This is a genomic window from Dactylosporangium thailandense (assembly GCF_059739745.1).
Genome location: NZ_AP029195.1, coordinates 3,198,370 through 3,221,664 on the forward strand (window position 1 = coordinate 3,198,370; position 23,295 = coordinate 3,221,664).

Sequence of the window (23,295 nt, forward strand, 5' to 3'; positions counted from 1 at the left end):
CGGTTGCGCACCCCGGGTATTGCGCCGGCCCGCCCGCTGGGTGACGATGCCCAATACCCAACCATGCGGTTGGTGAATGGAGGCGGAGCAATGGCGGGTGTGCCGGGGCGCCGGATCGGTCCCCTGTCGGAGTGGACGGCCGAACCGGCGGGCGAGGTCATCGAGGAGTCGGTGCCGCAGGTGCTGGCGCGGCAGGTCGCCACGCACGGCGATCGCCCGGCGGTGTACTGGCCGGACGGCGACGGCCTGGCCGGCCTGACCTACGCCGAGCTGGGCGCGGCGGCCGAGCGGCTGGCGCGGGCGCTGGCCGGCGCGGCGAAGCCCGGCGACCGGGTCGCGGTGTGGTCGTGCAACGTGCTGCCGTTCGTGATCCTGGAGCACGCCACGGCCATGGCGGGCCTGGTGCTGGTGCCGTTCAACACCGCCTGGACCGACGCGGAGGCCCGGCACGCGGTGGAGCTGACCCGGCCGGTGATGCTGTTCGCGGGCGCGACGCACGCCGGCGCGCCGCTGTCGGCGCGGGCGTCCGCACTCGGCGCCGACGCGGCGGCGGTGACGGTCGCCGACCTCGGGGACCTCGACGGATGGGCGGCCACCAGGGCGCCCGGCGCGCTGCCGGACGTGTCCGGCGATGACCCGTTCCTCATCCAGTTCACCTCGGGCACGACCGGCCGGTCGAAGGGCTCGGTGCTCACCCACCGCGCCGCGCTCAACGGCGCGCTCCAGCGCAACCGGCACGACGTGCGCCCCGAGCCCGACCTCTACCTCAACCCCGTGCCGTACCACCACATCGGCGGATCCTGTTTCGTGATCCTCGGCGGCCTCATCGATGCCGGCGCCTTCGTCGTGATGGAGCGCTGGGACCCGGCGGTCGTGCTGCGCCTGCTCGGCCTCGGCGTCATCAAGCGGATCGGCGGCGTGCCGACCATGCTCGTGGACATCCTGGCCAAGCTCGGCGACGCCGCGCGTGACGTGGGGCTGGAGTCCGTCTCGCTCGGCGGTGCCACCGTCACCCAGCACCTGGTGAACCTCGTGCGGGACGTCCTCGGCGTTGCGGTGCTCATCGGCTACGGACAGTCCGAGTGCCCGCTGATCACCTCGACGCACATCGCCGACGACCCCGCCACCATCGGCGGCACCCTCGGCCGTCCGCTCCCGGCCGCCGACGTGCGCATCGCCGACCCGGAGACCGGCGCGGTGGTGCCGATCGGCACGCCCGGCGAGATTCTCGTGCGCGCGCCGTACATGATGGCCGGCTACTGGGGCATGCCGGAGCAGACCGCCGCCGCGATGACCGCGGACGGCTTCCTGCGCACCGGCGACCTCGGCGAGATGGACGAGTCCGGCTACCTGACGTTCCGCGGCCGCTCCCGGGACGTGATCATCCGCGGCGGCGAGAACGTGTACCCGGCCGAGGTCGAGGAGATCCTCCTGGAACACCCCGGCGTCGCCGCGGCGGTCCTGGTCGGCCTCGACGACGAGCGGCTGGGCGAGCGGGTCGCCGGGGTGGTCGTGCGCGCGCCGGGCAGCACGGTCGGCGGGGAGGAGCTGACCGCGTTCCTCACCGGCCGGTTGGCCCGGTTCAAGATCCCGGTCGCGTGGCGGTTCGTGCCGTCCCTGCCGATGACGGCCTCGGGGAAGGTCCGCCGGTTCGTCGTACGGGACGAGACCAACGCCGAGATCGCCGCCGCGGCGCCGGCGTGAGGGCCCTCGTCGTCGCATCGCTCGACGGGCCGGGCGCGGTGGCACTGCGCGACGTGCCGCGGCCGGTGCCCGTCCCCGGCGAGGTGAGCATCCTGGTGCACGCCGCGGGGGTGGGGCGGGTGGCCTGCGGGCAGGTGCCGCCCGCACCCCCGTTCGTGCTCGGGGCGGCGGTGGCCGGGACCGTGCTCGCCGTGCCGCCCGGGAGCGGCCGCGCGCCCGGGGACCGGGTGCTGGCGTTCTGCTCGACCGGGGGTGCCGCGGAGGTCGCGGTCGCACGCGCCGGCCATACCGTGGCGCTGCCGGCGCGATGGACCTTCGAGCAGGGGGCGGCCTCGCTGGTGCCGTACCTGTCGGCGTACTTCGCCGTGGTGGAGCGCGGCCGACTCGCGGCCGGCGAGTCCCTCCTCGTCCGGGGCGTCGGCGGCTTCTGTTCCGCCGCGCTGCGGGTCGCGCGGGCGGTGGGCGCCGACCGGCTCGTGGGTGCCGGTGAGCCTTCCGGGGACGCCGGCGTCGAATGGGTGCCGGTCGACGGATTCCGCGACGCGGTGCGCTCGGCCGGTGCCGTGGACCTGGTCGTGGACGCCGCCGGTGGCGAGGGGTTCGTCGACGCGCTGCGCTGCCTGGCCGCCGAGGGCCGGGCCGTGCTCGCCGGCGGCTCGCCCGGCGAGGTCCGGGTGAACCGGCTGCTGCTGAACAACATCGAGGTCGTCGGCGCCGCCTGGGAGGACTGGGTGCGCGGCGACGACGGGCGCCTGGCCGGCGCGTGGTCGGCCATCGCCGGGGAACTGGCCCGCGGGGCCCTCGCGCCGATCGCCGGCCGCGTGCTGCCGTTCGGCGACGAGACCCCGGCCGCCCTGGACCGGGGGCGGCCCGAGCCGGATGCCGTGATCCGGATCCGCGCTTAAACCAACCCACCAGTTGGTTGATATCCCGTTTCGGCGGCGTTACGGTGGGAGACCTTCCAGGCCGACGATGTGAGGTGGGCGACACATGGGCATCGCTGCAGAAGACGAATCGGTGTGCGTCGGCGTGGACGTCGGCGGCACCTTCACGGACGTGGTGCTCAGCGCCGGGTCCCAGGTCTGGAGCGCCAAGGCGCCGACGACCCCGGGCGCGCTCGGCCGCGGCGTGCTCGACGCCTGCCGCCTCGTCGCCGGGCGGGCCGGCACGACGCTGGAGGAGCTACTGCCGAAGGTCACGCGCTTCGGGCTGGGCACGACCGCGGTCACGAACACGATCGCCGCCCGCACCGGGCTGGACGTCGGGCTCATCACGACCCGCGGCTTCGAGGACCTCGTCCCGATCGCCCGCGGCAAGCGGGTGCCGAGCGACGGCTGGTTGCTGCCGCCGGTGGCGCTGGTCGACCGGGAGCGCATCCTCGGCGTTGCCGAGCGGGTGGACCGGAACGGCACGATGCTGATCGAGCTCGACCGCGAGCGCGTGCGCGAGGCCGGCCGGGAGCTCGTGGAGCACCGGGGCGCCCGGTCGCTGGCGGTGTCGTTCCTGTGGTCCTTCCTCAACGACGCGAACGAGCGCGCGGCCGTGGCGCAGCTCGCGGAGCTCTTTCCCGGCGTGCCCGTCATGTCGGGAGCGGACCTGCTGCCCGTCATCCGCGAGTACGAGCGCACGCAGTTCGCGTTGCTCAACGCCTACACAGCGGGCTCGCTCGACGGCGTGGTCGAACTCGCCGACGAGCTCGAGAAGCTCGGCCTGCGCCGGCCTCCGCTACTCGTGCACTCGGGCGCGGGATCGATCTCGGTCGGCGAGGGACGCCGGATGCCGGCGCTGCTGGCGGAGTCGGGGCCGGCGGCCGGGGTGGTCGCCGCCCTGGAGGTCTGCCGCTCGGCCGGCATCACCGACGCCGTCACCGGTGACGTCGGCGGCACGTCGTTCGACCTCTCCTTCATCTCCGGCGGCGAGGCCGGTCGCCGCAGCAACGGCGAGCTGATGGGCATCTGGACGGCCATGCCGATGGTCGACATCGACTCGGTCGGGGCCGGCGGCGGCTCGATCGCCTGGGTCGACAGCCTCGGGATCCTCCGGGTCGGCCCGCGCTCGGCCGGTGCGCAGCCGGGGCCGGCGTGCTACGGCCGCGGCGGCACCGAGGCGACGGTGACCGACGCGCTGGTCGTGCTCGGCTACATCGACCCGGACAACTTCCTCGGCGGCACGATGGTGCTCGACGCCGAGGCCGCCCGGGCCGCCTGCACCCGCGTCGGCGAACAGCTCGGGCTGGATCGCACCGACGCGGCCTGGGGCATCTGGGAGGTGGCACTGGCCAGCATGGCGCGCGCCCTGCGCGCCCGCTTCGCCGAGCGCGGCGTCGACCCCCGGACGTTCGCGATGCTCAGCATGGGCGGGTGCGGTGCGCTGTTCGGCGCCGCGCTGGCGCGGGATCTGGGCATCCGCCGGGTCCTGGTCCCCGATCTCGCGTCGGTGCTGTCCGCCTTCGGTGCCGCGGCCTCGCAGGTGCGCCGCGAGCGCAGCCGTTCGGTCGGCGCGCTGTTCCCGGTCGACCCGGGGTTGCTCGGCGGCATCGTCGAGGAGCTGACCCGCGCCGTCCGCGACGACCTCGCGGCCGACGGCGTGGCGCCCGGCGACATCACCGTCGAGCTCGCCGCCGACCTGCGGTTCCACCGCCAGACCTTCGAGCTGCCGATCATCTGGGACGACGGGCTCGACGAGGCGGCCCAGCTCCGTCAGCGTGACCGGTTCCTCGGCGACTACACCGCGCGGTACGGCAAGGGCGCGATCGTCGCCGGCGCTCCGGTGGAGCTCGTGACCGTGCGGGCGGTCGGACTCGGCCGGACGGCCCGGGCCGGGCTGACCCGGGTGACGACGGCACCCGCCACCGGCGAGCCGCGCATCCTGGGCAGCCGGCCGGTGTATCTCGGCCGGTCGTCCGAGCCGGTGAAGGTGCCGGTGTACGACCGCGCGGACCTTCGGCCCGGCCAGCAGATCACCGGCCCCGCACTGATCGACGCCGCGGACACGACGAGCTGGGTCCCGCCGGGCGCCGGTGCGCGCCTGGACGAGTTCCTCACCCTGGAGATGGAGCTGTCATGACGAACACCGGCCTCGACCCGATCGAACTGCAGGTCCTGCGCTCCCGCCTGCAGGCCGTCGCCGAAGAGGGCGCCATCACCATCGAGCGCACCGCCATCAGCCCGATCATCTCCGAGTCGCGCGACTACTCCTGCACGCTGCTGGAGGCGAACGGGGACCTGATCGTCGCCGGCGGCGCGATCAGCCACCACTTCGGCATCTGCGGCCACGCGGTGCGGGCGACGCTGGCGACGCACGGCGACTCGGTGGCGCCCGGCGACGTCTTCTTCTGCAACGACCCGCACAACGGCGGTGGCCTGCACGCCCAGGACGTCGTCGTCCAGCTTCCGGTGTTCGTCGACGGCGAGCTGGTGGCGTGGGTGGCCAACTCCGGGCACATGCTCGACATGGGCGGCATGGTCTTCGGGTCGTGGTCGCCCGACGCCACCGACTGCTACCAGGAGGCGCTGCGCCTGCCGCCCGTGCGGCTGTTCCGGCAGGGCGAGGAGCAGACCGACGTCTGGCAGATCATCCGCACCAACGTCCGCACGCCGGACGTGGTCGAGATGGACCTGCGCGGCCTGGTGGCGGGGTGCGAGGTCGCGCGGGACAAGCTGGTCGGGATCGCGCGGCTCACGGGCCGGGAGCACCTGCTCGACGGCATCGGTGAACTGCGCCGCCGTGCCGAGCACGAGATGCGCCGGCGCATCACGCAGCTCGCCGACGGCGTATACCGCTACACCGGCTGGACCGAGTGGTACGACGAGCGCTACGAGATCCCGTGCACGATGACGGTTGCCGGCGACACGCTGCACTTCGACTTCTCCGGCGCGCCCGGGCAGACCAACCACTTCTTCAACACCAAGCCGCACATCATCACCGCGCAGATCGTCGGCGACGGCTCGGACGTGCTGACCCACGACATCCCGCTCAGCCAGGGCATGTTCAACCCGGTCACGGTGCACTGCCCGGCCAACTCGATCGTCAACAGCAATCCGCCGGCACCGGTCGCATCCGCGCACATCGACGTCTCGCTGACCGCGAGCATGGCGGCCCACCAGTGCATCATGCTGGCGGTCGCCGCCGGGTCCAGCGACGTGGCGCGGCTACTGACCGGTCCGGTGGCGCCCAGCGCGATGGCGATCCAGACCTGGGCCTACACCACGCCGCAGGGGTACCCCGACGGGTGGATGATGCTCGACGGGGCGATGGCCGACACCGCGGCCGCCTACGACCGCGACGGCACGGACCTGTGCAACTTCATCGTGGCCCGCAAGCCGATCCTCGAGGCCATCGACGTCGAGATGCTCGAGGCGTGGTACCCGGTCCTGGTCGACTTCAAGCGGATCCGTCCGGGGGCGTTCGGCGCCGGCCGTTTCCGCGGGGGATCGGGCTGCAACATGCGGTTCGGCCCGTACGGCGTCGACGCCGTGGTCGGTCAGCTCCTCGCCGTCCGTGAGAACCTGCCGCCGAACGGCTCCGGTGGGGGCCGGCCCGGCTCGGTGAGCGAGTTCGTGCTGCGGTCGGGCGCCGGTGAGGAGCGCGCCCTGCCGGGCAAGAGCGGTGCGGTGGTGGTGTCGGCGGGGGAGTCCATCGAGTTCCGGATCGGCTCGGCCGGTGGGCACGGCGACCCGTTCGATCGCGACCCGGACGCGGTGGCCCGCGACGTCCGGCTGACCCGGCTGACCGAGGCCGAAGCGCTGTCGGTGTACGGCGTTGCGATCGTCGACGGCGCGATCGACGCCGAGCGCACCGCCCGGACCCGCGCGACCCTGCTGCGGCAGCGCCTGGACGCGGCGCGTCCGCCGTCCCGGCCCCGGTCGGCGCCGGCGAACGAGGGCGACCGGGAACGGCCGGCGCAGACCATCTACCCGGGCGTCGACCAGCGTGGCGGCACGGCGTTCGCGCGGGCGAGCGGGGCGGTGCTCGCCCACGCGCCCGACGTGTGGACCGACGGCTGCCCGGTGCTGGAGCAGCCGCTGGGCGGCGCGGTCGTCGAGCGCAGCTACCTGGACCCCGTCACCGGGCGCCTGCTGCTCGTGGAGGCGGTGCCGGCCGGCGCGGCGTGCTCGGTGGTGAGCAGCCCGCGCCGGTGGACCGAGGCGGCGCCGGCCTGACCGCCACCGTGGGGCTTGCCCGGCGCACGGATGCCCCGGACGAATGTTCGGCCTGTCGTTACCAACCAATCGATGAACAAGGAGGTGCAACATGTCCACAGGCGACCCGGCAACGGTCTTCGGGCACCTGACGGCTCGGCTCGAGGACGACCCGGACCGCCACCTCGCCGCGTGCGGCGGGGACTGGCGCACCGTCGGTGCGGTGCACGAGCGGGCGCTGCGCCTCGCCGCGGGCCTGCACCGGCTCGGCGTGCGCCGGGGCGACCGGGTCGCGTCGATGATGCCGAACCGCGACGAGGCGGTCGAGCTGTTCTTCGCCTGCGCCGCACTCGGTGCGATCCAGGTGCCGCTCAACGTCTACCTCAAGGGCGAGTTCCTGCGGTACCAGCTCGGCGACGCCGACCCGAAGGTGGTCGTCGCCGACGGGGCGGCCCTGCCGCTGCTCGCCGACCTGCTCGGCGCGCCGGAGCGGGCGGGCGCGACGCTGGTCGCGATCGACGAGCCCGCCGCGGGTGCGCTGGCGTTCCAGGACCTTTTCGCCGATCCGGTCCGCGCGTGGCCGGACCCGGCGCCCGACGACCTGGTCTGTGTGCTGTACACCTCGGGGACCACCGGCATGCCCAAAGGCTGCATGATCAACAATGGCTACCTGTTGCACATGCCGAAGGCGCACATGATGCACGGCTGGTTCACCGCCGGCGACACGTCGCTGTGCCCGCTGCCGCTGTACCACGGGTTCGCGATCAGCGCCCTCATGGACGCGGTCGTAGCCGGCTGCCGGGTCGCCTTCGACCCGGTCTACAGTGCCTCGACGCTCATCAGCCGGGCCCGTGACATCGGCGCCACCCAGTTCTTCGGCGTCGGCGCGATGGCCGCCGCGCTGCTGGCCACCCCGGAGCAGCCCGGCGACACCGACCACCGCATCGAGCGGGCCATCTTCATCCCGCTCGCCCCACCGGTCCGTCGCCGGCTGCGGGAGCGTTTCGGCATCCAGGCGATCGGCGAGGGGTACGGCCAGACCGAGGTGCTGCCCGCGACGATGGGCGACGGCCGGTCGGCCGGCGACGGCGACCGCACCAGCGCCGGGCGCGCGCTGCCGTGGCTCGACGTGCGGGTGGTCGACGACGCCGACCGGGTGCTGCCGCAGGGGGCGACCGGCGAGGTCGTGGTGCGGCCGATGGAGCCGTACTCCATGTACGCCGGGTACTGGCGCAAGGAGCAGGCCACCCTGGAGGCGTGGAAGAACCTGTGGCACCACACCGGCGACCTCGGGTTCTTCGACACCGACGGCGCGCTGTACTTCGTCGATCGCAAGAAGGACGCACTGCGGCGCCGGGGCGAGAACGTCTCGTCGGTCGAGCTCGAGCTGGCCATCCTCAAGCACCCGGCGATCGCCGAGGTCGCCGTGCACGCGGTGCCCGCGGGGGTACGCGAGGACGAGATCAAGGCGTGCGTCGTGCTCAACGCCGGCGCGGAGCTCGGCCCGGCGGAGCTGTTCGAGTACTTCCGCCAGCACCTGCCCTACTACGCGGTGCCGCGGTACGTGGAGTTCCTCGGCGAGCTGCCGAAGAACGCGGTCGCCCGGGTGCTCAAGCACCGGCTGCGCGACGATTGGAACTCCCCGCAGACCGTGGACTTCCAGGCGCTCGGCCTCGTCATCGAGCGGAGTGCCCGCCGATGACCGGACCTCTGGCTGGGATCAAGGTCGTCGAGCTGCAGGGCATGGGGCCGGGGCCGTTCTGCGCCATGCTGCTCAGCGACTACGGCGCCGACGTCGTCCGGGTGGAGCGCACCGCGTCCGTCCGGGCCGCGGCCGGCCCTCCGCCGCCCGACGTACTCGCCCGCGGCCGCCGTTCCGTGGGCGTCGACCTGAAGACGCCCGGGGGCATCGACGCGCTGCTGCGCCTCGTCGAGCGCGCCGACGTGCTCATCGAGGGCTTCCGTCCCGGCGTCACCGAACGGCTCGGGATCGGCCCGGACGTGTGCCTGGCCCGCAACCCGCGCCTGGTCTACGGCCGGATCACCGGCTGGGGACAGGCCGGCCCCTACGCGCCGTACGCCGGGCACGACATCAACTACCTCGCGTTGTCGGGGGCCCTGTGGTCGATCGGCCGGGACGGCGAGGCGCCGGTGGCCCCGCTGACCTACGTCGGCGACTTCGGCGGCGGCGGCATGCTGCTGACGGTCGGCATCTGCGCGGCGCTGGCCGAGCGGGCGTCGTCCGGCCGCGGGCAGGTCGTGGACGCCGCGATGGTCGACGGCGCGGCCCTGCTCAACAGCTTCCTGTACGGCATGCGGGCGATGGGCCTGTGGGGCGAGGAACGCGGCCGGAACATGCTCGACACCGGCGCGCCGTACTACGACACCTACGAGACGGCCGACGGCAAGTGGATCGCGGTCGGCGCGCTCGAACCGCACTTCTACCGCAACCTGCTCGATGCCCTCGGCCTCGACGACCTGCCCCGCACGCAACCCGGGCCGGACGGTTGGCCGGCGCTGCGGGCCCGGTTCGCCGCGGTGTTCCGCACGCGGACCCGCGACGAGTGGTCGGCCGCGCTGGAGGCGGCGGAGGCGTGCTTCGCGCCGGTGCTGTCGCCGTGGGAGGCGCCGGAGCACCCGCACAACGCGGTCCGCGAGACCTTCGTGGCCCACAACGGGCTGGTCCAGCCGGCCCCGGCGCCGCGGTTCGGCCGGACCCCGGCCCGGATCGCCGGCCCTGTGCCCACGCCCGGCCAGCACACCGGCGAGGTTCTGGCCGAATGGGGCTTCGCCGCCGAGGACATCGAGAAGCTGCGCGCCGCGGGCGACATCGCATGACGGCGGCGCCGAGGAAGGAAGCACCGTGACGAGCCCGAGCACGACCGCGACCACTGTTGACGGTGTCTTCCGCGAGCGGCTGGCCGCCGAACCCGACCGGCCGTTCGTCGCCTGCGGCGGCGGCTGGCTCACCTTCGCCGAGCTTGACGAACGCACCGACCGGTTGGCCACCGGTCTGGCCCGGCTCGGCGTGCGGTGCGGCGACCACATCGCCACGCTGTTGCCCAACCGCATCGAGACCGTGGAACTGCTGCTGGCCGTGGCCAAGCTGGGCGCCGTGCAGGTTCCGCTGAACTACTTCCTCAAAGGCGACTTCCTGGAGTACCAGCTGATCGACTGCGGCGCGAAGGTCTTCGTCGCCGACGGCCCCGGCTATGCGGCGGCCGGCCCGCTGCTCGACCGCACGGACGTCGTCGAGCGCGTGTACGTCGACGCCGTCGAACCGGGCGGTGTTGCCTATTCGGACCTGCTGACCGAGCGCTCGACGTTCGAGCCGTCGGCGCGCCCGGCGGACCTGTTCACCATCATGTACACCTCGGGCACGACGGCGGCGGCGAAGGGCTGCATGCTCAGCACCGGCTACTTCGTCGCGGTCGGCCGGGCGTACGGGCTGCGCAACTGGGTCGTGCCCGGCGACCGGATGTACACCGGCTTCCCGATGTTCCACACCAGCGGCCAGATGGTGGCGTTCATGAGCGCGCTGGTCAACGGCGCGTCGATCGGCATCGCGCCGGAGTTTCACGCGTCGAGCTTCATGCGGGAGGCCGCGGAGATGGACGCCACGATGCTCGTCGGTGTCGGTGTCATGGCCAGCATGATCCTGGAGCAGCCGCCCGCGGCGGACGACGGCGCTCACCCGTTCCGGCTGGCCTCCTGGGTACCGCTGCCCGAGGAGCGCCAGCGGGAGTTCGAGACGCGGTTCGCCACCCCGGTCATGTCCGAGGGTTACGGGCAGACCGAGTGCGTGCCGGTGACCAACAGCGACCCCTACGGCGTCCGCAAGCGCTCGTCGTCCGGCCAGGTCTCGCCGCTGCTGGAGGCCAGCATCGTCGACGACGACGGCAACGAGGTGCCGACGGGCGAGTCCGGCGAGATCGTCGTGCGCCCGACGGTGCCCAACGCGATGTACAGCGGGTACTGGAACAAGCCGGAGAGCACCGTCGAGGCGTGGAAGGACCTGTGGCACCACACCGGCGACTTCGGCCGGATGGACGCCGACGGCATCATCACGTTCGTCGACCGCAAGAAGGACGTGCTGCGCCGGCGCGGCGAGAACATCTCGTCGCTGGCGCTGGAGAACGTGATCCGCCAGCATCCGGCGGTCGCCGACGTCGCGGTGTGCGGCCTGCCGTCGAAGCTCGGCGACGAGGACATCAAGGCGTGCGTCGTACTGAGTGCCGGCGCGTCGCTGACCGCGGCGGAGTTCTTCGCGTTCGTCGAGGAGCGGGTGCCGTACTTCGCCGTCCCGCGCTACGTCGACCTCCGCGCCGGGTTGCCCACCAACGCGCTGGGCCGGGTGATGAAGCACGTGCTGCGGGACGAAGGGGTGCCGCCGGGCGCGTGGGACCTGCCGAGCCAGGGCCTCGTCGCCCGCCGCACCGGCCGCCCGACCACGGCGGCCGCTCAGTGACCGGCGGCGATGTGCTGGCCGAACGGCACGACGGGGTCCTGCTCGTGCGGCTGAACCGGCCGCAGCGGCACAACGCCATCGGCGGCACCATGCTGCGCGACCTTGCCGCCGCGTTCGAGGAGGCCGGCCGCGACGACACCGTCCGGGTCGTCGTCACGATCGGCGTCGGCGCCGCCTTCTGCGTCGGCGCCGACGTGGCGGACTTCGACCGGGTCCGGCATCTACCGGCCCGGGAGCTGCTGGTCAGCGACCTCATCGGCGGCGAGAAGGGCCTGCCGGCGCGGTCACCGGCCGACGTGCCGGCCGAGGAACTGGGCAATGCCGGCCGCTGGGCGCTGCGGATGTGGGCGCTGGAGAAGCCGACGATCGCCGCGGTGAACGGCGCGGCGGTCGGCGGCGGGTTCGGCATCGCGTTGCTGCACGACATCCGGCTGGCCGCGTCGACCGCGCGGCTGGGCACCGGCTTCGCGGCCGCCGGCCTCGCGCCGGAGCTCGGCATCAGCCACCTGCTGCCGCGCGTGGCCGGCTTCGCCGCCGCGGCCGAGCTGATGCTGACCGGCCGGCTGGTCGACGCCGCTGAGGCGCGCGAGCTCCAGCTCGTGTCCGGCGTGGTCCCGGACGAGGAACTGCTGGAGCGGGCAATGGAGCTGGCCGGGCGGATCGCGTCCGGTCCGCCGCTCGGCGCCCGGCTGACCAAGCGCCTGCTGCGCCGGTCCGCCGCGGCCGAACTCGAGGCGCAGCTGCGTGCGGAGTACACCGCCCAGGTCACGCTCTTCGACCACCCGGAGACCCGCGCCGCGATGGACCGCCTGGCGCAGCGCGTCCAGCGTCGCCGTGGCTGACGCGGGCTTCCGGGTTTCCCCACCAACCGGTTGACTACGACTCGCGGCCCGCATACTGTCGGTTCGTGAAGACCGTTTTGGGCGATGAGCAGTTGACGTTCCTGACCGAGCTGCGGACGTATCTCGACGGTCTGGATCCGCAGCTCGTAGAGGCGACCCGGATCGAGAACATCGAGGACCCGATGCAGCCGCGCGAGCACGGGCGGCGGTTCCTGCGCCGGCTCGGCGCCGACGGCTGGCTCGGCGTGTCGTGGCCCCGGGAGTACGGCGGGCAGGGCCGTACCGCGATCGAGAGCTGGCTGCTGGCCGAGGAGCTCTACAGCCGCCGCCTGCCCAACGGGCTGCTGACGCTCAACGCCATCGGGCCGACGCTCATGATCGTGGGCACCGACGAGCAGAAGGCCGAGTTCCTGCCGCGGATCCGGGCCGGCGAGCTGGAGTTCGCCATCGGCTACAGCGAACCGGACGCCGGCAGCGACCTCGCGTCGCTGCGCACCCGGGCCGTGCGCGACGGCGACGAGTACGTCGTCAACGGGCAGAAGATCTGGACCACCGGCGCCTCGGTGGCGACTCATTTCTGGCTCGCCGTCCGCACGGGCGCGCCGGAGGACCGCCATCGGGGGGTGAGCATCTTCATCACCCCGATGGACACGCCCGGCATCACGATCACGCCGATCATCACCCAGGGCGGCGAGCGGACCAACGCGGTCTTCCTCGACAACGTCCGGATCCCGGTCAGCTCGCGCATCGGCGCCGAGAACGACGGCTGGTCGGCGCTCGTGACCGCGCTGAACTTCGAGCGGATGTTCTACCACAACGAGCCGCGCTGGGAGCTGCGTCAGCTGACCGACTGGGCCGCCGCGGCGGGCCTGCTGGAGGGCGACAGCGCCGAGGCGCACGAGCTGCAGGCGGTCGTCGGCGAGCACGCGGTGGACGTGGAGATCTGCCGGCTGTTCGCCCAGCGGGGGGCCCGGATGCTCGCCGAGGGCCGGGTCCCGCACGCCGAGGCTTCGGTGAACAAGATCTGGTGGGGCGAGCTGCGGCAACGCATCTGCGACACCGGGCTGGACCTGATCGGCGAGGACGGCACGATCGCCACCGGCTCGCCGCACGCCCCGGCGCACGGACACCTGGAGCACGGCCTGCGCTCGTCGCCGGTGTGGCGGTTCGGCGGCGGCACCAACGAGATCCAGCTGGACATTATCGCGACGCGCGGTCTGGGGATGCCACGATGATCGACACAGATCTGACCGACGACGAGGCGATGCTGGCCAAGACGGCTCGCGCCTACTTCGCCGACTTCGTCGACAACGCCTACCTCAACGCCCAGCAGGCGTCGCCCGACGGCTACGAGACCCGGCGCTGGCAACAGATGTGCGAGCTCGGCTGGACCGGCATCAACCTGCCCGAACGGGTCGGCGGGGCCGGCGGCACGCTGGCGGAGGCCGGCGTCGTCGCGCGCGAAGCCGGGCGGGCGGCCATCGCTTCGCCGTTGCTGTCGACGATGCGCGCGGGCACCGTGCTCGGCACCCTCGGCCGCGGCGTCTTCGACGACCTCCTCGCCCGGATCGCCGCCGGATCGTCCGCCGCCCTCGTGGCGCCCGCCGACAGTCCGCTGCGCGCCGAGGCGACCGGCGACGGTGCGTACCGGCTCGCCGGCCCCGCCGTCACGGTCGAGTGGCTGGAGCACAGCGACGACGTCGTGCTCCTGCTGCCGGTGGCGGGCGGCGACGATCGGCCGCCGGCCGGCGGCGACACTTGGCTGTGCGCACTGCTGCCCGGCGCCGACCTGCGCGCGCGGGCCGAGGCGGTGCCCAGCATCGACAACGAGCGCGTCGCCCGGGTCGACCTCGACGGCCTTACCCTCGCGGCGGCCGACGTGGCCCTCGATGGCATCGACGCCGGCACGGCTCGCTATGCACTCGCCCGGGCGAACCTGCTGCGGGCCAGTGCGATGGTCGGCGGGTGCGAGGCGGTGCTGGAGCGCACGGTGCGGTACGCCACCGAGCGGGTGCAGTTCGGCCAGCCGATCGGCGGCTTCCAGGCGGTACGCCATCATCTGGGGAGAATGCTGATCGCGCTGGACGCGGCCCGGCTGGCCTGCAACGAGGCCCTGACGCGGGCCCAGCCCGGCGCCGAGGAGTCCGCGATCGCCGCGGTGGCGCTGTTCGCCGCCGGCCGGTCCTACGTCGAGATCGTCCTCACCGCGGCCCAGATCCACGGCGGCGTCGGCACCACCACCGAGCACGTCCTACACCACCACTTCCTGCGAGCCAAGGCGATGCAGCTGCGCGGCGGCAAGCGCGCCAACCGGCTCCGCGAGATCCACCACGCGCTGGTCGTGCGGCGGGAGGGCAGCCTGTGGTGACCGGCCGGACGGTCGGCCCGCGCCTCGATGCGGCACCGCGGTGATCGCGCGCGGACGCGTCGCGGTCGTCACCGGGGGAGGCCGCGGCCTGGGTCGCGCCGCCGCACTGCGCCTGGCCGCCGAGGGCGCCGACGTCGCGGTCCTGGCCCGTTCGGCCGGTGAGATCGACGCGGTCGCCGGCGAGCTGCGGGCCGCCGGCGTTCAGGCGCTGAGCCTGCCCGTGGACGTCACGTCCACGGCGGACGTCGACCGGGCCCGGGAGGCAGTCCTGGACCGCTTCGGCCGGGTCGACATCGTCGTCAACAACGCCGGGACGCTGCTGTACCGGCCGTTCGTCCCACTGCCGGGCAAGGAACACGCCTATCCGGGGTTCGATCGGCCGGTGAGCGACGACGAGTGGGACGCCGTCATGGCGGTCCACGTCGGGGGCGCCGTGCGGATGCTGCGCGCGTTCGGCCCCGACCTCCTGGCCCGCGGCTACGGCCGGGTCGTCAACGTGGTGTCCAACGTGGTCCGGCGCAGCATGGCGTACTGCAGCGTGTATGACACAGCGAAGGGCGCCCTGGTCCAGCTGACCCGGTCACTGGCGCGTGAATGGGCACCGTACGGGATCACCGTCAACGCCGTGGCCGCCGGACATTTCCGGACCGCGATGACCCGGGCGCAGTTCGAGAACGAGGCGGCCCGGCAACACCTGCTGCGCCGGGTGCCGGCCCGCCGCGCCGGCGAGGCCGGCGAGTTCGCGGCGCTGGTGGCCCACCTGTGCGGTGAGGACTCCGGGTTCGTCACGGGTGAGACCGTTGGAATTGACGGGGGTGAGTCATTGTGACCGGCAGTGAGCTGGTGTTCATGTGCGCCGACACCGGCGCCGTGGTCTGCGTGAGCGGTGGGGGAGCGGCGGCGCGGGTGCTGGTGTTCCTGCCGACTGGCGAGACGTTCTGGGCCAGTGGTGCCCAGATGCGCCCGGACGCGGTGCGGGTGTCGGCGATGGCCGCGCTGTTCACCGCGCCGGCCCGCATCGTGGCGGGCGAGCCGGTCGCCGCGCGGCAGGTACCGCTGAGCATCGCCGTGGCGCTGGAGCCGGCCGCCGTCGACCTGGCGCTGGCCGGCGACCGGCCGGAGCGGGTCGCCGTCGTGCACGCCACCGGATCGATCGCCGTCGGCAGCGTGATCTCCCGCGTCGAGGGGACCGGCTGGCTGAGTTCGGCGCCGGCGGATCCCGTGGTGCAGCGGGCGCGGGCCGTCTTCCAGGACCGCTCGGCGATGTTCGCCGTGCGGCACAACGCCGGCACCGCCGGCGCCGCCATGGTCAATGCCGAGGTCCGCCGGGTGCCCGTGGAGCAGTTCGCGGTGCGGGGTCGGGACGGGGTTGCGGTGCACCGCCTGAGCTGTGTCCTGGGTGGCCGCACGCCCCGGCTGGTGACCGGCGAGATCCGCGACACGCCGCACCACCTTACGTTCGTCGAGCCGGCCCCGGACGGCACCGGCTGGGTGTGGTGGAGCGCCGCCCCGTTCGTCTTCGTCCGGTCCGGCATGACGGGCCTGGGGCTCGTCGAGCACACGACCCGCAAGGACGCACCCAGCGAGCCGTCGGCGCCCGTCGACGACCTGCCCGATCCGTACTGACCCAGAACATCGCCTGGCCCCAGATCGAGACACAAGAACGGCCAGGCCCATCCGGGCCTGGCCGTTCTTCGTGGGCGCCGCTCAGCTCGCGGCGGCGACCTCGGTGCTCGCGTTGTAGGGCTTGTCGGAGTAGAACTGGCGCGACCACCGGCGGAACCGCGCGTAGTGCTCCTCCTCGCCGCCGGCGAACGGAGGGTGCTCCACGTAGCGCTGGTTCTCCCAGATCGCGAAGTCGCGCCGGATCTGGCCCTTCTGGAACTCGATCATCCGCGCCGCGCGGCCGGTAGGCTCGGCCCCGCCGTCCGGCTGACGGTTGACGGTGATGGTCTCGAACAGCTGGGAGTGCTCCGTGTCGACCGGGGTGGCGGCCGTGAGCTGGTTGGTGATGAAGCTGTCGAGCACGAAGCGCGCGTTGGACAGGCCCAGCCCCCACGCCTCGGTTTCGATCTCGCCGAAGACCGGTCCGTTCGGCGTCATCCAGGTCGCCTTCTTGCCGTGGCCGTACCAGAAGCCGACCCGGGTGTGCAGGTAGTGCTGGTCTTCCTTCCACAGCAACGGTTTGCCCGGCTGGCCGGCGCCGTGCACCCACATGAAGTGGTAGTAGTCGGGGGTGTTCTCCACCGGAGACTGCGGGATGATCTTCCGGATGCCGACGTGGTCGTGGACGATCGGGTAGTTGTGCTCGACGTCGGCGAACTCGGGGATCCCCGGCCACTCCCAGAACGGCTCGCGGCCGAAAGCGTCGTACCAGACCAGGATCAGGCCGTTGACCTCGCGGGTGACCCACCGTGCGATCTTCACCCGCCGGCGCTCACCGGGCGCGTACGGGATCTCGGCGAGCTCGCCGTCGGCCTGCCACAGCCAGCCGTGGAACGGGCATTCGATGCACTCGCCCTTGACCGTGCCGCCGTAGCCGAGGTGCGCGCCGAGGTGCTGGCAGTACGCGTCGAGCAGGGACACCTCGCCGTTCTCGGTGCGGAACATCACGAGATGCTGGTCGAAGTACTTCGCGGGCCGAACATCCCCGGGCTGCAACTCGGAGGAGTACCCGACCTGGTACCAGCCCGTCGGGAACACCGTGTAGGGCCAGTCCTTCATGTCGTTCTCCCATTCACTGAAGGATAACCAACCATCTGGTTGGTATAAAACCACCCGCGCTGTGGTTCGTCAACCGGCGCGGGGCTCAGCGCTGGCCCGGCCGGAGGGCCAGGAACAGGCCGTCGGCCTCGGCGCACAGCCGATCGCCGTCGTGCAGAAGCCCGGTCAGCCGCCGCTTGCGGCCGTCCTGTCCGAGCAGCCGTGCGCGGACCGTCAGCGGCCGCCCGATCGGCGTCAGGCTGCGGAACTCCACCCGCAGCGAGACGGTCCGCGACGGTGGCCGGTCGTCGAGGTCGGACAGCCGGCCGAGCGCCTCGTCGAAGACCAGGGCAACCGCGCCGCCGTGGACGGCGTCGTTGCTGCCGGAGTGGAACCGCCCGAAGACGACCTCACCGACAATCTCGGTGGCCGTCCAGGAGACCAGCCGCAGCGGCGGGCTGAGCGTCTGCCCGCGGCCCGGCAGGCGCAGGAGCTTGCCGTAGAGCTGCTCGTCGTCGGCGACAGTGTGCGCGGCAAGCAGTCGGCGGGCATCGGCCAGCAGCGCGCTGACCCGCGCCACCGCCTCCGCCGGCGGCGCGCTCGCGGCGGCCGCGTCCTGCAGATCGCGCAGCTCGTCGATCAGTCCCGTCCAGCCGGTCGGGGCGCGAGCCGCCGCGCGGTCGCTCCACTGCTGCCAGAACGGCGCGAGCGGTACCCGGTCGTGCGCCGACTCGGGCGAGGGCGTCACAGCAGCTCGAGGATGGTGGCGTTGGCCTGCCCGCCGCCCTCGCACATCGTCTGCAGCCCGTACCGGATGCCGTGCTCGCGCATGTGGTGCACCAGCGTCGTCATCAGGCGCGCGCCGGAGCCGCCGAGCGGGTGCCCGAGCGCGATCGCGCCGCCATTGGGGTTGAGGGCGTTGGCGTCGGCCCCGATGTCGGCCAGCCACGCCAGGGGCACCGGCGCGAACGCCTCGTTGACCTCGAACGCGCCGATGTCCTGCGGCCGCAGCCCGGAGCGCTCCAGCGCCTTTCGGGTGGCCGGGATCGGCGCGGTCAGCATGATGACCGGATCGCTGCCGGCCAGCACCGCCGTGTGTACCCGGGCGATCGGCGTCAGTCCGAGCTCGCGCGCTCGCTCGCTGGTGGTCAGCAGCAGCGCGGCCGAGCCGTCGGAGATCTGCGACGAGTTGCCGGCGGTGATGACACCGTCGGGCCGGAACGCGGTGCGCAGCTGAGCCAGCCCCTCGACGGTGCCGCCGCGGCGGATGCCCTCGTCGCGGGCGACGACAGTGCCGTCGGGAAGTGCGACCGGCGCGATCTGCGCGTCGAAGCGCCCCTCGTCCTGTGCCGCGGCCGCGCGCTCGTGACTGGCGAGCGCGAACTCGTCGCAGCGGGTGCGGGAGAACCCCCACCGCTCGGCGATCATCTCGGCGCCGACGCCCTGGTTCGGGGCGACCCCGCCGTAGCGCGCGGCGAAGCGCGAGCCGTTCGGGTCGGCGTCGCCGGAGGCGCTGCCCATCGGTACCCGTGACATCGACTCCACACCGCCGGCGACCACGACGTCGTAGTGCCCGGCGATCAGCCCGGCCGCCGCGAAGTGCACCGACTGCTGGCTGGAGCCGCATTGGCGGTCGATCGTCACACCGGTCACCGTGTCCGGCCAGCCGGCCGCCAGCACGGCGGTGCGGGCGATGTCGAACGCCTGCTCGCTGACCTGGTCGACGCAGCCCCAGACGACGTCGTCCACGAGCGCGGGGTCGATCCCGCTGCGCTCGATCAACGCCTGGAGCACATGGGCCGAGAGATCGACCGGATGTACTCCGGAAAGGCCACCGTTGCGCCGGCCCACCGGTGTCCGCACTGCCTCGACGATCACGGCATCCCGCACGTCCTGCCCCCTTGCCTCGACGACGCTGGCCGGCGACCATATAATCAACCAACCATATGGTTGGTTAAACTATGGGCGCCGTCCGGCGTGCGTCAAGCGGCGTCAGGGGCGGCTCAGCCCTTGACGCGCTGGCGGCGCGGGGCTTTCGGGGTGGCCGCGGCGGTGGTAGCGGTGACTTTGCCGGAACCGGCCGGCGCCGCGCTCGTGGCGGCGGGCGGCTCGACGGCGCGGATGCCGCTGATGACGAACTCGGTCACCTCGTCGATGAGCCGGGCGTCGGTGCTGGCGTTCGCCGGGCGGCGGTACCAGTTCGGCAGGTAGGCCAGCAGCCCGATGATGGAGTAGAGGATCGTCGAAGGGGAGAGGGGCCGGAACTCCCCGGTGCGGGTGCCCTCCGCCAGCAGCGACTTCACGAACTCCTCGTAGCGGTAGATCCGCTGGCGGATCGACCGGGCCTGCTCCTCGGGCAGCCGCTGGTCGATCCACGGCACCTCCTGGAAGAAGACGACGAGCTCGTCGTGTTTGGTCGCCACCAGGGCGACCTGCTCCCGGACGAAGAACCGCATCCGGTCCAGCCCGCTGCCGGTCAGCGGCACCCGGGCGAGCAGCTCCAGCGTCGCGTCGACCTGTTCGGAGAGCAGCTCGTTGAGGATCGCGCTCTTGGCCGGGTAGTAGTGGTACAGGGTGCCCTTGTTGAGCCCGACCTCGTCGGCGATCAGGTCCATCGTCGCGGCGAGGTAGCCCTGCTCGCGGAATATCCGGGCCGCTGTCGCGCGGACCTCATCCCGGCGGGACGGCCTAGGCATGCCGCACTCGTGTCCGCACTCGTGACCTCCGACTGTGTTGTGTCAACCCTTTGCACTCCGGGCTGATCCGAGTTTAACCGGCCGGTGGGTCGGTTTCGTTCCGGGACGGTAAACAGCTGCGCTGGCTTGCCAACCAACCGGCTAGTTGGTTATAACGGAGTCCCCGAAGGAGGACCGATGGACCTGGAGCTGACGCCCGACGAGCGTGACGTCGCCGAGGCATTCGCGCGCGTCTTCGCCCGGGACTCGTCGAGCGAGCGCGTCCGCGCCGCGCAAGCCGCGGGGTTCGATCCCGCGCTGTGGAAGACGCTTGCCGGCATGGACGCGATCGGCATCGCCGTCCCGGCCACCGCGGGTGGCAGCGGCGGCGGCTTCGTGGAGCTGGCGCTGATCGCCGAGGCGGCCGGACGCCGGCTCGCCTGCGTTCCCCTGATCGAGGCCGCGGTCGCCGCCCGGCTGCTCGCCGACGCCGGCGCCCCGGCCGACCTCGTCGCCGAGGCCGTCAGCGGCGAACGGATCACCGTCTTCGCGCCGCGCCCGGCCGAGCAGGGCGTCGCCCGCCGGGTCCCGGCCGGTTCGGTGGCCGAAGGCGTCATCGCCCTCGAGGGCGACGAACTCGTCCTCGTGTACGGCCCGAGCGCCCCCGGCGACCACGGCGGCGGCCCGGGCGGGCGCACGGGCCTAGGCCCGGAGAACGACTCCGTCGGCCCCAGCGGTCCCGGCGTCGCGGCCGGTCGCGATCTCGGGTTCCAGGCCGTCGCCGACCGCCCACTGCGGGGGACCGGCCTCGACCGGCACGTCCTCGCCGCCGGGGTGCAGGCCCACGACCTGTGGCGCCGGGCCCGCGACCGCTGGCGGCTCGGCACCGCCGCCGCATGCACCGGGCTGGCCGCCGAGGCGCTCGACATCGCCGTGCGGTACGCGACCGAGCGCCACCAGTTCGGCGCCCCCATCGGCTCGTTCCAGGCGCTCCAGCAACCCCTCGCCGACGTCGCGATGGCCGCCGACGGCGCCCGGCTCGTCGCGCGGGAAGCCGCCTGGCGTCACGACCACGGGCTGGAGTCGTGGGTCGGCGCGGCGGCGGTCGCGTTCGCGCACGCCGCCGAGACCGCCGTCCGCGCCGCCGAACTGTGCCTGCACGTGCACGGCGGATACGGGTTCACGCTGGAGTACGACGCGCAGCTGTACCTGCGCCGGGCCAAGGCGACCCGCCTGAGCGCCGGCGACCCGGATCTGCTCTGGGAAGAGATCGGGGCAGCGACGATGGCCGGGGGAGCACACTGATGGACTTCGCGCTGGACGAGCGGGCCGAGACATTCCGCGCCGAGGTGCAGGCGTTCCTGCGCGAGCACCTGACCGACGCGGTCCGCGCCCGGGTGGCCGCATCCGGCACCTACCACGACTGGGAGTTCCACCGCGCGGTCGCCCGGCAGGGCTGGATCGGCGCGGGGTGGCCGGTCGCGGACGGCGGGCAGGGCCGCGACCGGGCGGACCTCGACATCCTCTACGAGGAGCTGGCCGCGGCCGGCGCACCCGTCGAGGGCATGGCGGTGACGCTCATCATCGCCGAGACCGTCCGCCGGGTCGGCACGCCCGAGCAGAGGGAACGGATCCTCGGTCCGGTGCGGGAAGGCCGGCTGCTGTTGAGCCTCGGCTACACCGAGCCCGACGCCGGATCCGACCTCGCCTCGGCGCGCACCCGCGCCGTGCGCGACGGCGACGGCTGGCGCATCGACGGGCAGAAGAACTTCACCACCCATGCCCACGAGGCCGACTACGTCTTCCTGCTGGCGCGCACCGATCCGCAGGCGCCCAAGCACGCCGGTTTGACCATGTTCCTGGTGCCGACGTCGGCGGAAGGCTTCTCCCTGACGCCCGTGCACACGCTGAGCGGCGAACGCACGAACCTCACCTTCTACTCCGGCGTGCAGGTCGGCGACGACGCCCGCATCGGCGATGTCGGTCAGGGCTGGCCGATCGTCAGCCTGGCCCTCGCGTTCGAACGCGGCGGCGAGTTCGCCGCCCAACTGCGCCGCCTGGTGCATGCGACGGTCACGTGGGCGCACGCGGCGCGGCGCACCGGCGACGCCCGGCTGCTGCGGAGGCTGGGGCGGGTCGCCGCCGCCACCGAGGTCGCCCGCCTGCTCGGCTCGCAGGCCACCTGGCTGCGCTCCTCGGCCCAGGCCGGCGCCGTGGAGGGCGCGATGGCCAAGGTGTACGGCACCGAGGCACTGCTGGCCGGGGCGGGCGCGCTGCTGGACGCGGCCGGACCCGACGGGCTCGCGGCCGGGCCGGGCGAACCCGCGGCCGAACTGCAGCACCTGTACCGCGAAGCCCAGATCTCGACGCTCTACGGCGGTACCAGCGAGGTCCTGCGCGGCGTCATCGCCGAACGCCGGCTGGGGCTGCCCCGCAGCCGCCGAGGCTGAACCGATTCCACACACGATTGCGCGAGGGAGAGCGTCTTGACCAATCAGTCGTTGCATCAGCTGCGCTTCGACGACCGGGTGGCGATCGTCACCGGCGCGGGAGGCGGACTCGGGCGGGCCTACGCGCTGCTGCTGGCGTCCCGCGGCGCGCACGTGGTCGTCAACGACATCGACCGCAAGGACGACACCGGCAGTACCCCGGCCGCCTCCGTCGCCGCGGAGATCGCCGAGCTGGGCGGTTCGGCGGTCGCCCACGACGGGTCCATCGCCGAACCGTCGGCCGGGCCGGCGGTCGTGGACACCGCGATGCAGGCCTTCGGCCGGGTCGACATCGTCGTCAACAACGCCGGGATCGTCCGGGACCGCTCGTTCGGCAAGATGTCGGACCAGGAGATCAAGGACGTTCTGGACGTCCACCTGCACGGCACCATCGGCCTGACCCGCGCGGCGTGGCAGGTGCTGCGGGAACGCCGGTACGGCCGGGTCGTCATGACCACGTCGGTCGCCGGGCTGTGGGGCAACCTGGGCCAGGCCAACTACTCCGCGGCCAAGGCCGGGCTGGTCGGGCTCGGGCGCACCCTCGCCGTCGAGGGCGCCCGGCACGGCATCCGGGTCAACCTCATCTCCCCGGGCGCCGCGACGGCCATGACGTCCGCGATGCTGCCCGAGCACCTGCACGAGCGGATGTCGCCGGACCGCGTCGCGCCGATGGTCGCCTACCTCTGCCACGAGTCGTGCAGCCTGACCGGCGAGATCCTGTTCGCCGCCGCGGGACGATACGCCCGGAACCTGATCATCGAGACGGCCGGGTACGAAAACCCCGATGCGACCGTGGAGGACATCGCCGCGCATCTGCCGGACATTCTGGACACCACGTCGTGGACCGTGCCGGCGCAGGCGGTGCAGCTCCCGCCGGGCTGACCGCCGGACGAGCACGCGAAGGC

Annotated in this window: 19 protein-coding genes; 15 read left to right on the forward strand and 4 right to left on the reverse strand. The window is 73.1% G+C overall.

Annotated elements, in window-relative coordinates; translation table 11 throughout:
* The first annotated feature begins 90 nt into the window (after positions 1–90).
* From AC6JBM_RS14385 to AC6JBM_RS14440, 12 genes are all read left to right on the forward strand, one after another.
* Positions 91–1,704, forward strand: coding sequence for a class I adenylate-forming enzyme family protein (locus AC6JBM_RS14385; protein ID WP_497984115.1), 1,614 nt, complete (start codon positions 91–93; stop codon positions 1,702–1,704).
* Positions 1,701–2,609 carry an alcohol dehydrogenase catalytic domain-containing protein gene (locus AC6JBM_RS14390; RefSeq protein ID WP_497984116.1) on the forward strand — a complete coding sequence of 303 codons (909 nt, stop codon included), beginning with the start codon at positions 1,701–1,703 and terminating at the stop codon, positions 2,607–2,609. Before AC6JBM_RS14385 ends, AC6JBM_RS14390 begins: the two co-directional genes overlap by 4 nt.
* 85 nt (positions 2,610–2,694) lie before the next feature.
* Positions 2,695–4,770: a hydantoinase/oxoprolinase family protein gene (locus AC6JBM_RS14395; RefSeq protein WP_497984117.1), complete on the forward strand. Its 2,076-nt coding sequence runs from the start codon at positions 2,695–2,697 to the stop codon at positions 4,768–4,770.
* Positions 4,767–6,866 (forward strand): hydantoinase B/oxoprolinase family protein, encoded by a 2,100-nt coding sequence (locus tag AC6JBM_RS14400; RefSeq protein WP_497984118.1) that lies wholly within the window; start codon positions 4,767–4,769, stop codon positions 6,864–6,866. The genes AC6JBM_RS14395 and AC6JBM_RS14400 overlap by 4 nt, the downstream gene beginning before the upstream one ends.
* A 91-nt stretch (positions 6,867–6,957) precedes the next feature.
* Positions 6,958–8,547: an AMP-binding protein gene (locus tag AC6JBM_RS14405; protein WP_497984119.1), complete on the forward strand. Its 1,590-nt coding sequence runs from the start codon at positions 6,958–6,960 to the stop codon at positions 8,545–8,547.
* Positions 8,544–9,683 (forward strand): CaiB/BaiF CoA transferase family protein, encoded by a 1,140-nt coding sequence (locus AC6JBM_RS14410; protein WP_497984120.1) that lies wholly within the window; start codon positions 8,544–8,546, stop codon positions 9,681–9,683. Before AC6JBM_RS14405 ends, AC6JBM_RS14410 begins: the two co-directional genes overlap by 4 nt.
* Before the next feature lie 25 nt (positions 9,684–9,708).
* On the forward strand, positions 9,709–11,313 hold the full coding sequence (locus AC6JBM_RS14415) for an AMP-binding protein (protein ID WP_497984121.1): 1,605 nt from the start codon (positions 9,709–9,711) through the stop codon (positions 11,311–11,313).
* The gene (locus AC6JBM_RS14420; RefSeq protein WP_497984122.1) at positions 11,310–12,155 is read left to right on the forward strand and encodes an enoyl-CoA hydratase/isomerase family protein; all 846 of its coding nucleotides are present in this window, start codon (positions 11,310–11,312) and stop codon (positions 12,153–12,155) included. The genes AC6JBM_RS14415 and AC6JBM_RS14420 overlap by 4 nt, the downstream gene beginning before the upstream one ends.
* A gap of 65 nt (positions 12,156–12,220) precedes the next feature.
* Positions 12,221–13,390: an acyl-CoA dehydrogenase family protein gene (locus AC6JBM_RS14425; protein ID WP_497984123.1), complete on the forward strand. Its 1,170-nt coding sequence runs from the start codon at positions 12,221–12,223 to the stop codon at positions 13,388–13,390.
* Complete coding sequence (locus AC6JBM_RS14430; protein WP_497984124.1) at positions 13,387–14,523, forward strand: acyl-CoA dehydrogenase family protein; 1,137 nt, start codon at positions 13,387–13,389, stop codon at positions 14,521–14,523. The genes AC6JBM_RS14425 and AC6JBM_RS14430 overlap by 4 nt, the downstream gene beginning before the upstream one ends.
* Positions 14,524–14,563: 40 nt before the next feature.
* Positions 14,564–15,352: an SDR family NAD(P)-dependent oxidoreductase gene (locus tag AC6JBM_RS14435; protein WP_497984125.1), complete on the forward strand. Its 789-nt coding sequence runs from the start codon at positions 14,564–14,566 to the stop codon at positions 15,350–15,352.
* Positions 15,349–16,149 carry a hypothetical protein gene (locus tag AC6JBM_RS14440; RefSeq protein WP_497984126.1) on the forward strand — a complete coding sequence of 267 codons (801 nt, stop codon included), beginning with the start codon at positions 15,349–15,351 and terminating at the stop codon, positions 16,147–16,149. Before AC6JBM_RS14435 ends, AC6JBM_RS14440 begins: the two co-directional genes overlap by 4 nt.
* Before the next feature lie 81 nt (positions 16,150–16,230).
* Here AC6JBM_RS14440 and AC6JBM_RS14445 read toward each other — a convergent pair whose 3' ends face one another.
* From AC6JBM_RS14445 to AC6JBM_RS14460, 4 genes are all read right to left on the reverse strand, one after another.
* Positions 16,231–17,247: an aromatic ring-hydroxylating oxygenase subunit alpha gene (locus AC6JBM_RS14445; protein WP_497984127.1), complete on the reverse strand. Its 1,017-nt coding sequence runs from the start codon at positions 17,245–17,247 to the stop codon at positions 16,231–16,233.
* 85 nt (positions 17,248–17,332) lie between these two features.
* Positions 17,333–17,974 (reverse strand): PaaI family thioesterase, encoded by a 642-nt coding sequence (locus tag AC6JBM_RS14450; RefSeq protein WP_497984128.1) that lies wholly within the window; start codon positions 17,972–17,974, stop codon positions 17,333–17,335.
* A complete protein-coding gene (locus tag AC6JBM_RS14455) occupies positions 17,971–19,116 on the reverse strand; it encodes a thiolase family protein (RefSeq protein WP_497984129.1) in 1,146 nt (381 codons plus the stop codon). Before AC6JBM_RS14455 ends, AC6JBM_RS14450 begins: the two co-directional genes overlap by 4 nt.
* Positions 19,117–19,229: 113 nt before the next feature.
* Positions 19,230–19,922, reverse strand: a complete 693-nt coding sequence (locus AC6JBM_RS14460; RefSeq protein ID WP_350611327.1) for a TetR/AcrR family transcriptional regulator — start codon at positions 19,920–19,922, stop codon at positions 19,230–19,232.
* Positions 19,923–20,099: 177 nt separating this feature from the next.
* Here AC6JBM_RS14460 and AC6JBM_RS14465 point away from each other — a divergent pair, with 177 nt between their 5' ends.
* The 3 genes from AC6JBM_RS14465 to AC6JBM_RS14475 are packed head-to-tail and all read left to right on the forward strand — an operon-like array spanning position 20,100 to position 23,272.
* Positions 20,100–21,206 carry an acyl-CoA dehydrogenase family protein gene (locus tag AC6JBM_RS14465; protein WP_497984130.1) on the forward strand — a complete coding sequence of 369 codons (1,107 nt, stop codon included), beginning with the start codon at positions 20,100–20,102 and terminating at the stop codon, positions 21,204–21,206.
* On the forward strand, positions 21,206–22,351 hold the full coding sequence (locus tag AC6JBM_RS14470; RefSeq protein ID WP_497984131.1) for an acyl-CoA dehydrogenase family protein: 1,146 nt from the start codon (positions 21,206–21,208) through the stop codon (positions 22,349–22,351). Before AC6JBM_RS14465 ends, AC6JBM_RS14470 begins: the two co-directional genes overlap by 1 nt.
* 36 nt (positions 22,352–22,387) lie before the next feature.
* Complete coding sequence (locus AC6JBM_RS14475; RefSeq protein WP_497984132.1) at positions 22,388–23,272, forward strand: SDR family NAD(P)-dependent oxidoreductase; 885 nt, start codon at positions 22,388–22,390, stop codon at positions 23,270–23,272.
* Positions 23,273–23,295: the final 23 nt, after the last annotated feature.